General features: G+C 66.0%; 12 protein-coding genes. 1 reads left to right on the top strand and 11 read right to left on the bottom strand.

What is annotated here, in order from left to right; all coding sequences use genetic code 11:
* Nucleotides 1–179: 179 nt before the first annotated feature.
* The 11 genes from KYX17_RS31425 to KYX17_RS31375 all read right to left on the bottom strand — a co-directional run bounded on the left by KYX17_RS31425 (nucleotide 180) and on the right by KYX17_RS31375 (nucleotide 10,736).
* The gene (locus KYX17_RS31425) at nucleotides 180–1,016 is read right to left on the bottom strand and encodes a F510_1955 family glycosylhydrolase (protein WP_243233672.1); all 837 of its coding nucleotides are present in this window, start codon (nucleotides 1,014–1,016) and stop codon (nucleotides 180–182) included.
* 61 nt (nucleotides 1,017–1,077) lie between these two features.
* The gene (locus KYX17_RS31420) at nucleotides 1,078–1,692 is read right to left on the bottom strand and encodes a DUF305 domain-containing protein (protein ID WP_243233670.1); all 615 of its coding nucleotides are present in this window, start codon (nucleotides 1,690–1,692) and stop codon (nucleotides 1,078–1,080) included.
* A 97-nt stretch (nucleotides 1,693–1,789) separates the two neighbouring features.
* On the bottom strand, nucleotides 1,790–2,227 hold the full coding sequence (locus tag KYX17_RS31415) for a DUF6153 family protein (RefSeq protein ID WP_243233669.1): 438 nt from the start codon (nucleotides 2,225–2,227) through the stop codon (nucleotides 1,790–1,792).
* A 35-nt stretch (nucleotides 2,228–2,262) separates the two neighbouring features.
* The gene (locus KYX17_RS31410; protein ID WP_243233673.1) at nucleotides 2,263–4,269 is read right to left on the bottom strand and encodes a heavy metal translocating P-type ATPase; all 2,007 of its coding nucleotides are present in this window, start codon (nucleotides 4,267–4,269) and stop codon (nucleotides 2,263–2,265) included.
* A gap of 217 nt (nucleotides 4,270–4,486) precedes the next feature.
* Nucleotides 4,487–6,760: a cation-translocating P-type ATPase gene (locus tag KYX17_RS31405; RefSeq protein WP_243233668.1), complete on the bottom strand. Its 2,274-nt coding sequence runs from the start codon at nucleotides 6,758–6,760 to the stop codon at nucleotides 4,487–4,489.
* Nucleotides 6,757–7,086, bottom strand: a complete 330-nt coding sequence (locus KYX17_RS31400) for a heavy-metal-associated domain-containing protein (protein ID WP_243233666.1) — start codon at nucleotides 7,084–7,086, stop codon at nucleotides 6,757–6,759. The genes KYX17_RS31405 and KYX17_RS31400 overlap by 4 nt, the downstream gene beginning before the upstream one ends.
* A 32-nt stretch (nucleotides 7,087–7,118) precedes the next feature.
* Complete coding sequence (locus tag KYX17_RS31395) at nucleotides 7,119–7,400, bottom strand: metal-sensitive transcriptional regulator (RefSeq protein WP_243233665.1); 282 nt, start codon at nucleotides 7,398–7,400, stop codon at nucleotides 7,119–7,121.
* A gap of 417 nt (nucleotides 7,401–7,817) precedes the next feature.
* Nucleotides 7,818–8,792 carry an Abi family protein gene (locus KYX17_RS31390; protein ID WP_243233663.1) on the bottom strand — a complete coding sequence of 325 codons (975 nt, stop codon included), beginning with the start codon at nucleotides 8,790–8,792 and terminating at the stop codon, nucleotides 7,818–7,820.
* A gap of 639 nt (nucleotides 8,793–9,431) precedes the next feature.
* Nucleotides 9,432–9,671: a hypothetical protein gene (locus tag KYX17_RS31385; protein WP_243233662.1), complete on the bottom strand. Its 240-nt coding sequence runs from the start codon at nucleotides 9,669–9,671 to the stop codon at nucleotides 9,432–9,434.
* A gap of 1 nt (nucleotide 9,672) precedes the next feature.
* The gene (locus tag KYX17_RS31380; RefSeq protein WP_243233661.1) at nucleotides 9,673–10,284 is read right to left on the bottom strand and encodes a hypothetical protein; all 612 of its coding nucleotides are present in this window, start codon (nucleotides 10,282–10,284) and stop codon (nucleotides 9,673–9,675) included.
* Entirely contained in the window at nucleotides 10,281–10,736 is a 456-nt protein-coding gene (locus KYX17_RS31375) for a tyrosine-type recombinase/integrase (RefSeq protein ID WP_243233660.1), read from the bottom strand. The genes KYX17_RS31380 and KYX17_RS31375 overlap by 4 nt, the downstream gene beginning before the upstream one ends.
* Before the next feature lie 12 nt (nucleotides 10,737–10,748).
* Between KYX17_RS31375 and KYX17_RS31370 the strand changes: the two genes are divergently transcribed.
* Nucleotides 10,749–11,171, top strand: a complete 423-nt coding sequence (locus tag KYX17_RS31370) for a hypothetical protein (protein ID WP_243233659.1) — start codon at nucleotides 10,749–10,751, stop codon at nucleotides 11,169–11,171.
* Nucleotides 11,172–11,266 lie beyond the last annotated feature (95 nt).

The raw sequence follows: 11,266 nt of genomic DNA, 5'->3' as shown, positions 1-11,266 counted from the left end.
CCCTGGTGAGGCGGTAATTCTGCGGCCCCTATCGGCGTCCTGCTCTGCCTCTGTCGCTTTGCGGGTGAAGCAAGTTGTATCGCGTTGTACGCGCGGAAGTAGAGGCTGTATCCATCGGGTTGGGCCGGTCTGGGGCCGGTTGCGGATCGAAACGCGAAGGATCACAGTCTCTTGGCAAGTCATCGACGAGGTGACGGCAGCAAGCTGAGCCCGCTGTCGTCGACGACGAGCACGTCGCCCTCGTCGGTGATCGTGATGGCTTGGGCAGTACCGTGCACAGTGCCGACGTCCTGCCATGACCCGGTCCCCGTGACGGTCCAGATCGTGTCGTTGTTATCCACGCCGACCAAGCGCTGGCGGTCCGGAGAAGCGGCAACGAGGAAAAGGGTGGGTGCGTCCGTGAGAGCCGTGAAGCTCTCACCGCGGTCCATACTGATCTGCGGACCGTCGGGGGTGACCGCGATGATCCGGCCAGCAGCATCGACCTCGAGACCGAAAGCGAGCAGGGTGCTGCCGGTCGATGACCACGAGACCCCTCCATCGGTACTGTTAAGGACGGCACCGTCTCCGGCATCTTGCCCGTACAGGGTGCCGTCCGGGCCGGCGGTGAGCGCGTGGAAGTCCTTCTCCCCGGTGAACGCGACCGGTTCCCAGGTTTCCCCACCGTCTTGGCTGCGGATGATGCCGAGGTTCCCCTCCCCCAGCTCGGCGGGTGTGTTGCGGCCGGGGTGGCCGGAAGCGATCAGATCCCCATCCAGCGCGGTGAGCCCCATCGCGTCGAAGTCATTACCGCCGATGCGAGGGCCGAGCTCGCCGTCCGCGGTGGCAGAGAAGATCCCTTCATGCGTGCCGAGCAGAAACCCGTCCCCATCCGGGGCGGGGACGATGGCGTGCACGTGGGCAACAGCCTTGGCGTGTTCGGCGCCGGTGGAGGGCGGTACAGCAGCTGCACAGCCGGTGAGAGTGAGAACAGATAACGCGACAAGACTGGTTGTCGCGCGCAGGGGCATGCGCATACGCACCCTTTCGAGTTCAGGGTGAGGACGCCCTCGGGTGGGGCGCCCTCACCGGGTGCAGTCAGAGCTGCGCGAGCAGCTCCTGCATGGTGGCGATCTCCGCGGTCTGCGTGTCGATGATGGTCTGCGCCATCGCGATCGCATCCGGGTTCTGCCCGTTGTCGACTTCGTCCTGCGCCATGGTGATGGCGCCTTCGTGGTGCATGGTCATCTGCTCGAGGAACAGTCGTGACGCCTCCGAGCCGGTAGCCGCTTCCAGCGCAGCCATGTCGTCGTCGCTCATCATGCCGCCGCCGTGGTCCATGCCGTCCATGGAGCCGGTGTCGCTGTCGGCGCCCCACTCGTTCAGCCATTCCTGCAGCTGGTCGATCTCGGGCTGCTGGGCGGTCTTGATGTCGGAGGCCAGGGTGAGGACACCCGGGTCGATGCCTTCCTTGTCCAGGATCATGTCCGACATCTCGACGGCCTGTTCGTGGTGCGGGATCATCATTTGCGCGAACATCACATCCGCGTCATTGAAGTCCGCTGTCGCCGCGGACGAGGAGGAGGATGGGGCCGAGCTGTTGCCGTGGTCCATGCCCGGCATGGACTCTGAGCCGGAGCCGCCGGCGCAGCCTGCCAGGGTGAGCGCGGCGGCGAGGGTGAGTGCGACGGTTGCCGCGGTACGGATCTTCATCAGGGTTCTCCAATACAGGGGTACGTGAAAGCAGCGCCGGTCAGGGTGACGGGCGTGCGGGTGCGGAAGCCGGGCATAAAGGTCCGGCTCGCGCGCATCACGTACGGCTGATGCAGAGAACGGTGAGAGAAGGCGGCCTCAGGGCCGGCCTGGTGGACAATGCCGCCACTACCGAGGGTCTCGGCCGCGGAGGGATCGACAACCATCGCATGACAGCGCTGGGCCGCACCAGCAACAGCACGGTCGCCAGGAGCGCCAGGACGCACGCCATCGCGAGCATGGTGGAGTGTCCGCTGCCGCAGTCCGCGCAGGGCTCATCGGTTGCGGTGGTGCCGGTGTGGTGGTCGCCGGTACCTGTCGCGGCAGAAGCGGTGGCGGTGGTCTGATGGCCGGCGTCGGTGGCGGTGTGGGCGTTGAGGGAGTGCATGGCCAGCAGGCCCACGATGATCGCGCCGGTGATCACGACGAGCAGCAGGAGGGTGCGAACCATGGACCGGCCGGTGTGGACCCGGTCCGTCAGTGCGATCAGCGACATGTCACCTCCCTCCCTTCCACGGTACGTCACACCCGTCAGTGACGGATAACCGCGTCGGGGCTGAGATCCAACCGGCGCAGCAGCTGAGCGTTGAGAGCAACAACGATCGTGGAGAGGGACATGAGGATCGCGCCCACCGACATCGGGAGCACGAAACCGATCGGTGCGAGGATACCCGCGGCCAGGGGCACCGAGATTAGGTTGTACCCGGCAGCCCACCAGAGGTTCTGCTTCATCTTCCGGTAGCTCGCGCGGGACAGCTCGATCACGGACAGCACCGAGCGGGGGTCGTCGCTGGCGAGGATGACCCCCGCCGAGGCGATCGCGACGTCCGTCCCGGCGCCGATGGCGATACCGACGTCGGCCTGGGCGAGGGCGGGTGCGTCGTTCACACCGTCGCCGACCATTGCGACCTTGCGGCCCTCGTCCTGCAGTTGCTTGACCTTGGAGGCTTTGTCCTCCGGTCGCACGCCGGCGAAGAACCGGTCGATGCCCAGTTCAGCGGCCACGGATGCGGCGACCGCTTCGGCGTCACCGGTGATCATCACGACCTGCACGTTGCGGGCGTGCAGCGCGTCGATGGCCTGCCGGGACTCGGGACGGATCTCATCGGCCAGTCGGAGCGCACCGGCGACCTTCCCGTCGATGAGGACGTGCAGGATGATCGCACCCTCCTCCCGCCAGGCATCAGCGATCGGCAGCTCCTGGCCGCCCGTCTGCTCGAGCAGGTAAGGCCCGCCGACCTGCACCACCTGACCGTCGACGGTCGCGCGGACACCGACCGCGGGTGAGGACTCGAAGTCCGTCGCCCTGGGCACGGACAGGCTCTTGTCCCGTGCGGCGGTGACGATGGCGCGGGCCAGCGGGTGCTCGGAGTCAGACTCCGCGGCGGCCGCGAGGGCCATCAGCTGGTCTGCGTCGATCGCGTCGATCGGTTCGACAGCGGTGACGGCGGGGGTGCCCTTGGTGAGGGTGCCGGTCTTGTCGAACAGCACCGTGTTCACGGTGCGCATGCTCTCCAGCGCGAGGCGGTCCTTGATCAGTACCCCGCCGCGGGCGGCGCGCTCGGTGGCGATGGACACCACCAGTGGGATCGCCAGGCCCAGGGCGTGCGGGCAGGCGATCACCAGCACTGTGATGGTGCGGATCACCGCATCGTCGGGCAGCCCGACGACCGTCCACACAACGCCGGTGATGGCCGCTGCGATCAGCGCGAACCAGAACAGCAACCCGGCGGCACGGTCGGCGAGGCGCTGCGCTTTCGAGGAGGAGTTCTGCGCCTCGGTGACCAGGCGTTGGATGCCGGCGAGGGCGGTGTCCTCACCGACCGCGGTGATCTCGACGCGGATGCCGGAGTCGGTGGCGACGGTGCCGGCCACGACCGCGTCCCCATCACCGCGGCGGACAGGCTTGGATTCGCCGGTGATCATCGACTCGTCCATGCTCGCCGAGCCCTGCACCACCCGACCATCCGCCGGAACCCGTCCACCAGGGCGGACCACGACGACGTCACCGACCTGCAGGTCAGCGGGCGCGACGGTGACCGTGGTGTCCCCGTCCACCTTCTCTGCCTCGTCGGGGAGGAGTGCGGCAAGGGAGTCCAGTGCGGAGGTGGTCTGTGCAAGCGAGCGCATCTCGATCCAGTGCCCGAGGAGCATGATGACGATCAGCAGCGCCAGCTCCCACCAGAAGTCCAGCTCGTGATCCAGCAGCCCGAGGCTCGCGCCCCACGACGCCACGAACGCGACGGTGATCGCCAGCCCGATCAGCAGCATCATTCCGGGCTTGCGGGCACGCAGTTCGCTGACCGCGCCGGTCAGGAACGGGGCACCACCCCACACGTACATGACGGTGCCGAGGACGGGGGAGATCCAGCCCACCCAGGCCGCGTCTGGCAGCGGGTAGCCGAGCAGCATCGAGAACATGCCCGAGAACGCCACCACCGGAACGGCGAGGACGAGCATGATCCAGAACAGTCGACGGAACCGTACGACATGGTCCGCACCGTGTCCCGCGTGACCACCATGGTCACCGTGCTGCATTCCCGCGTGCCCGTCACCATGTCCCTCATGAGGACTGTTCTGTGCGTTGTGGTGGGCGTGCGGGTCGTCGACGGTGTCAGGCTCGGCGACGGTCTCTCGCCGTCCCTGCGTGGTGTCATGACCGCCGTCCCCGGTGGCCGTGGGGTGGTGGTGTGCGTGGTGGTCGTGCTGGCTCATGGTGAGCTTCCTTCCACTGTTCGCATCCGACAGATGCGGGTTAGACCTGAGCGGGAACGCGGGCCGGTCCGGGGGTAGCGGTCGGCGAGCTCGCCGGGAGGGTGCGGAATCCGCGCAGGCGCAGACTGTTGGTGACGACGAACACGGAGGACAGTGCCATCGCGGCCGCGGCGACGAGTGGGTTGAGCAGCCCGGCCATGGCGACCGGGATCGCGGCGACGTTGTATGCGAACGCCCAGAACAGGTTGCCCTTAATGGTGCCCAGGGTGCGGCGTGCCAGCCGGATCGCGTCGGCGACCACCAGCAGGTCACCGGAGACGACGGTGATGTCGCTCGCGGCGATCGCGGCATCCGTTCCTCCGCCCATCGCCAGACCGAGGTCGGCGGCAGCGAGAGCGGCGGCGTCGTTGACCCCGTCACCGACCATCGCGACCACGCGCCCGTCGTGCTGCAGCTGGCGGACCACGTCGAGCTTCCCGGCCGGGGTGACCCCGGCGTGCACCTGGTCGATGCCGACCTGTCGGGCGATCTCCCGGGCAGCTCCGTCGTTGTCGCCGGTGAGCAGCACCGGTGTCATGCCCAACGCCTGGAACCGGGCGACCGCCTCGGCGCTGGTGGGTTTGACTGTGTCGGCGACGGCGACGATGCCCAGGTGAGTGCCGTCACGACCGATCGCGACGACGGTCGCTCCCCCGGTTTGCAGCGTCTCGGCGTCGTCCTGCAGCTGCGCGGTGGGCTGGATGCCCCACTGTTGCTGCAGCCAGGACGGACGGCCAGCAACGACGAGAGCGCCTGCGACGATGCCCTGCACCCCGAATCCGGCGTGGGAATCGAACGTCTCCGCCGGCGGGACAGGGACGCTTTCGGCCACGATCGCGCGAGCAACGGGATGCTCCGACCCCGACTCCACCGCCGCGGCCGCGGTCAGCAACTCCTCCCGGGTGACCCCGGAGGCAGGGAGGACAGCGGTGACAGCCATGGTGCCGGTGGTGACGGTGCCGGTCTTGTCCAGCACGATCGTGTCGACCTTGCGGGTCTGCTCCAGCACCTGCGGCCCCCGGATGAGGATGCCCATCTGAGAACCACGGCCGGTGCCCACAAGCAGCGCGGTGGGGGTGGCGAGCCCGAGCGCGCACGGGCACGCGATGATGAGCGTCGCGACCGCGGCGGTGAACGCCAACTCCAGCGATCCCCCGACCAGCAGCCAGCCGACGAACGCCGCGATGGCGAGCAGGATCACGACGGGCACGAAAATCCCGGACACCCGGTCCGCGAGACGCTGCACTCGGGCTTTGCCGGTCTGCGCCTCCTCCATCAGCCGCCGCATCCGCGCCAGTTCGGTGTCCGCGCCGACACGGGTGATCTCCACCGTGAGCCGGCCACCGACGTTGACCGTCGCACCCACCACACGAGAACCCACACCGACCTCAACCGGGGCGGATTCGCCGGTGAGCATGCTCGCGTCGATCGCCGACGACCCATCGATGACGAGTCCATCGGAGGGAATCTTCTCCCCCGGCCGGACCAGAACGGCATCCCCCACGATCAGCTGGCTGACCGGGACTCGCTGTTCCGCACCGTCGACGAGCTTGACGGCATCTTTCGCACCCAGTTCGAGCAAGGCGCGCAGCGCTTCAGAGGACGACTTCCGGGCGCGGGCCTCGGCGTAGCGGCCGGCAAGGATGAACACCGTCACCAATGCGGCGACCTCAAGGTAGATCTCGTGACCGCCTGCCTGCGGGGTGCCGATGAGAGTGAACGTCATCGTCATCCCGGCCATACCGGCGCCACCGAAGAACAGGGCGTACAGCGACCAGCCGAACGCGGCGATCACTCCGACGCTGATGAGCGTGTCCATGGTCGCGGCGCCATGGCGGGCGTTGACCGCCGCGGCACGGTGGAACGGCCACGCCCCCCACACCGCCACCGGGGCGGTCAGGGTAAGCGTCAGCCACTGCCAGTACTCGAACTGCAGCACCGGAACCATCGAAAGCACCGCGACCGGTACAGACAGGGCGGTGCTGATCAGCAAACGCTGCCGCAGCGACACCAAGTCATGGTCCACAGGTGCACGGGGTTCACCGGCATCCTCGGCGACCGGCGGTGCCGGAAGCGCCGCCTGGTAACCAGCGGATTCGACCGCAGCGATCAGCGTGGCCGAGTCGACGTCCTCACCGCGTACGCGAGCCTTCTCGGTGGCGTAGTTGACGGTCGCTTCCACACCGGGCAGCTTGTTGAGCTTCCGCTCGATCCGCGTCGCACACGACGCGCAGGTCATCCCGGTGATGTCGAGTTCGACATCGACCGCGCTCATGACGGGCTGCTGGCCAGGGCGTAGCCAGCCTCCTCCACCGCCGCCTCCACGGCAGCAGCAGCGATCGGCGTCGAGCTGCGAATCGTCACCCGCGACGCGCCGCCCGCGTTTAGGTCGACCGATACACCCTCGACACCGTCGATTGCGGACAGCTCCTCGGTGACGCTTGACACGCAGTGCGAGCAGGTCATCCCCGTCACCAGCACAGCGGACGTCACCGCCGCCGTGGCCGCGCCCGCGGTCTCAGGAGTCGATGCGGTCGTGCAGCAGGCGCAGCCCGCGCCGGTGTCCTTCAAGCCCAGGTCGTTGCGGTTCTCGGTGTTCATCATCGTCTCCTCGTAGTGAGTGGGTTGGTGGGTTAGGAACGGACCAGACGGGCGATCGCGTCGTTGGCTTCGCGGATCTTCTCTTCCGCCACGGCACCGCCCTCGGCGCTGGCTTCGGCAACACAGTGCGAAAGGTGGTCGCCCAGCAGCGACAGCGCGACAGACTCGAGGGCCTTCGTGGCCGCGGAGACCTGCGTGAGGATGTCGATGCAGTAACTGTCCTCCTCGACCATCCGTGCGATCCCACGGACCTGACCCTCCGCGCGGCGCAGCCGCTTCAGCAGGTCATCCTTATTCGCCGTGTAACCGTTCATACCGGATACCATACCCCCCTACCGTATATATGGCAATCACTCTGCTGGTCGCTCACCGTCAGGCCGACTGAGTCTTAGGAGCTCGGGGAGTGATGACGGCGGCCAGTTCACACCGCCGCAGAAATCGCGGCATGATCAACACACAAGAACCGTCCGGGAAACCGGGTCAGGCTCCGAGCCACACGGACCGTCGTTACAACGGTCCCAGAAACCCTCGCCTAGCTTCTACATGGCGAGGGTTTTGCTTTTCCCTGGTGCGGGGCGGTTTCCGTGTCGCCTTACTGCTGCTCCGACTCAACGCTGAGCGAGCGAAGTTCCCGTACATGGAGCGAGCGCGGCGAGACGCGAATCCCTCGTCATGGGAGCTTGGGCCGGTCGAGGGCCGGTTCGGGCGTCAATCGCAGTGCTCCTCAGGAACTACTTTCTCCAGAGCGCCAGCTCCTGCCATCCATCCGGGAATCCCATCGTGTTCTCGAGTGTCATCCCGCCAACGTTGCCAAGCTTCTTTGCTTGAGTTGGCAGGGCCGACCATGCCCAGGTGCTCGACGGGTTCACCGCTCGCTCGAGGTGCGCCGTGAGGGCGATCAGCAAGTAGATCTTCTGCCGTCGGTCGTTGTCCAGATCGTTGAGATGATGCAGGTGGTCCGGCGCGACCTGGGTGGCGAACTTCGGCGGCACATCGACTGTCGCTCGGTTCCAGATTCGATTGCTGTGGGCACAGTTGTTGCGAAGGATGTTGAGCGCGCGCAGCCATCGGTAGAGCGTGTCCGCGCCGTTGCCCCTCAGACCGAACTCGTACGCAATCTTCTTCCGATCGCGAGCGTCCATCAGCGAGTACAGCCGGATCAGACAGCCAAAGTCCATGAACCCCGTCGCTACCCAGATCGGGATCTCACCGCCATAGTGCAGGACGTGGTGCTTTACGTACTCCTCATCCTTCGCATCGCTTCGGAGCTTCTCGTATCGTGCGACCCAAGCTGCGTGCGCCGTGACGCCGTCCCGGTTGACGACCGTGCATGCCGATGCATCGAGGTGCTGGAGCTTCAGGTGGCCGTCTCCTGCCCGCTTGCCGAGCGTGTAGCCAATCTTTGTTGCGAAACCGACCTCAAGCTCCTGGAGAGCCTGCAAGACCACCGCGCGGAGCTTACGATCGAACTCGTAGAGATGAAGCGCGTCCTCAAGGCTCGAGCCGGGCCGGAAGGTCTCCGCGCGCGTTCGCTTGGCTGCAATATCTGCTTCTGATGGCGGCTCGCGGAACGGGTAGGTGTACGCCGACAATCGGTAGTACCCGATTCGCTTGAGCGCAGCGATGGCACCCGGGCGATCGGCGCTCGTGAGCCCGCGACCGAGCATCTTCGCGAGCTGATCGTCGTACGGGAGGTGTTCCTTCACGCTACCCATCATGGCGAAAAAGAAAACCAGCCCATGTCATCTCGGCAACTCGAAAGTTATTGAGCGACAGCGGGGCTGGTATTTATGGTCCTACCCTAACTCCCGGGGCCGGCAGTCGTCAAACTCTGAACAGAGGTTTTTTCAGGTCACTCGGCGTGTCGTCCGAGGGTTGTCCGGCGCTCTCTCGGGGGTTCAGCCCGACCGTCTTGATCCGCCATGGCGGGCGAACCTCAGACGGGTGTTCCGCTGACCAGGAGACGCGCATCTAGCCACCAGCGGTCGCCCAAGTTGCCTTGCGGACTCCCCGCTCTGGATGAACGTCGGGGCAGTCGGCGAGGCAACAACCGCACATAGGGCGCGCAACTGAGCCGGTGTCTGCTTTGTTCTCACAGGCGCACCTGACACAGGAGCAACGCGTGCCGCGCACGGGGAGATTCAATTCGAGGCGTTGCTCGTCGTTCACCTCAGATGCGAACACGATGTCGTACTCGATTCCGCCGAGCACCACAGTGCGGTCTTGATCCTGATTTTCCATAACCTGCCAGGTTAGCTCTCCGCCACTGCTCGTAGATGTTGATGGCTGGCCCGGGCTGGAACTCCGGGGCGCGATGCGATTAATGCCTCTCAGTCGTTGTCGAGTCACCCGGAGATGAGTTCGTAGTCGTCCTCGTCAATCAGGCCCAAAATGAAGGCATACTCGACGGCGTCGAAGCTGTTCGGCCGCGCTTCCCAGTCGTCCGCGAGGCCGGTCGTCTTGTACTGCGGCTCATAGGTCCACGAGCGAAGTGTGCTCACAAGTTCTTCGCGCGAGATCCTGTTCCTCTCCGCGGCGCGGACTACGTCCATTGCGGTCGCGAACCGCGACTCCGACTCGCTCACATCACCACCTCCAGATCGCGTCGGGGATCTCGGCTCCAACGATGAGCGAGAGCTTCCGCTTGGTCTTGTCGAGCGTGTTCCCTAGGGTTGCACGATCCTCGGACGGGACCACAAGATCGGGATACCCGTCGAGCGCTACCCACCCGCTGAGCAGCGTGAGATCCAGATCCCACTCGGGGGTCGAGAGTTCGCGGTAGCGTTTGCGAGAGCGCTCGATGTCCGCCATAGCACCCGCTCGGTCCCACCCGTTCACTCGGCACAGGGTCGCGATGACGGACTCCCACCGGTCGTTGAGCTCCGCCAGCCCGGAGTGCTGTGTTTCATGGCAGGCGCCGCACAGCGCGATCACTCCGGCGAGCCGCTGCACAGGGCGGGATTCGTCTCCGTCAAACTCCCACATCTCGTGACAGTCCGGATCACGCGTGCCGTCGCCGTAGAACGAGGGCTGACCACACACCTCGCACAGTCGACGCGCGCGCTCCGCGGTTCGACGACTGAGCGCGACCCACCTCGACGTTGGGAGGATCGCCCGGAGATTGGAACCCCAGACGCTGCCTGGCAGCCGGTCCGCGCCGAGCGTTATGGTGCGGTCCTCGTTCCGGATGATGGTCATGAGTCGCCGCCCCTCTCATCTTGACCGAGGCTTGAGCCGAAGAGCGAGTCGATTGCAGCGGCCGCCCGCTTGGCGACGTCGGACCGGGCGCGGCTGTAGCGCTCGGTCATCTGCATGCTCGAGTGCCCGAGCACGGCCTGGACGTCGTTGGCCGAGGCGCCGGCATCGAACAGCATGGTGGCGAGCGTGTGGCGTAAGTCGTGGAGCCGGAGGTCGTCGCGGTGCAGCTTCGCTCGGAGCGTCTTCCAGTCGATCGCGCGACGGACGTTCGAGGCGTTGATCCGGCCCCCGCGAGGACCGGTGAAGACGAGGTCGCCGCGGTGCTTGCCGGCCATGGCCTCGGTCAGCGGCGCGACGAGCGGCGTAGGGATCGGCACGTCCCGTTCCTTATGACTCTTCGGCGTCAACTCAACGCCGCGCCTGTCCGCGCCAATGCTGAATGCGCGCCGCACGTGGATCGTCCGATGCAGGATATCGTCTATGCGCGACCGGATATCTCGGTCCTTTACGCTTCCGGCGCGGAGTACGTTCTCGATGCGAAGTACAAGACGCGGCTGGGCCGAACCCCGAGCATCCAGAGTGCCGATCTATACGAGTCACTCGCATTCATGCGAGCTGCGGATACCAAGTACATCGGTCTGCTGTATCCATCGACCCGCTCGATGGTGGATTTTCCTCTGGGCACATGCAGTGTGTTCGACTCAGTCACAGTGGACGAGCATCACGTGGACGGAATCGAAATACAGATTCAGGGCCTCGCCATGAAGGGCGGTCTGAACACCCTAGTAGGCGGCGTGCGCGCAACGCTCGTGGACCGAGCGAAGCACGTGCTCTCTGATGAGCTCGCGGAAGAGTCCGGGCCGGTCCCGGGCCGGGAACCCGGCTGAAACCACCCAGAACCAGCCACCACCAACGAGCGCGACTGTCGCGGAATCACGCGGCAAACGAGCACTCGTGAGCACCCATCGACCCCGCGAATACA

The organism is Microbacterium sp. CIAB417 (genome assembly GCF_022788845.1).
This window is presented reverse-complemented; position numbering and strand designations above follow the sequence as displayed.

Excerpts from the sequence above, each read along its gene's own strand:
- KYX17_RS31425 (WP_243233672.1), bottom strand. The coding sequence starts at position 1,016 with ATGCGCATGCCCCTGCGCGCGACAACCAGTCTTGTCGCGTTATCTGTT.
- KYX17_RS31420 (WP_243233670.1), bottom strand. The coding sequence starts at position 1,692 with ATGAAGATCCGTACCGCGGCAACCGTCGCACTCACCCTCGCCGCCGCG.
- KYX17_RS31415 (WP_243233669.1), bottom strand. The coding sequence starts at position 2,227 with ATGTCGCTGATCGCACTGACGGACCGGGTCCACACCGGCCGGTCCATG.
- KYX17_RS31410 (WP_243233673.1), bottom strand. The coding sequence starts at position 4,269 with ATGCAGCACGGTGACCATGGTGGTCACGCGGGACACGGTGCGGACCAT.
- KYX17_RS31405 (WP_243233668.1), bottom strand. The coding sequence starts at position 6,760 with ATGAGCGCGGTCGATGTCGAACTCGACATCACCGGGATGACCTGCGCG.
- KYX17_RS31400 (WP_243233666.1), bottom strand. The coding sequence starts at position 7,086 with ATGAACACCGAGAACCGCAACGACCTGGGCTTGAAGGACACCGGCGCG.
- KYX17_RS31395 (WP_243233665.1), bottom strand. The coding sequence starts at position 7,400 with ATGAACGGTTACACGGCGAATAAGGATGACCTGCTGAAGCGGCTGCGC.
- KYX17_RS31380 (WP_243233661.1), bottom strand. The coding sequence starts at position 10,284 with ATGACCATCATCCGGAACGAGGACCGCACCATAACGCTCGGCGCGGAC.
- KYX17_RS31370 (WP_243233659.1), top strand. The coding sequence starts at position 10,749 with ATGCAGGATATCGTCTATGCGCGACCGGATATCTCGGTCCTTTACGCT.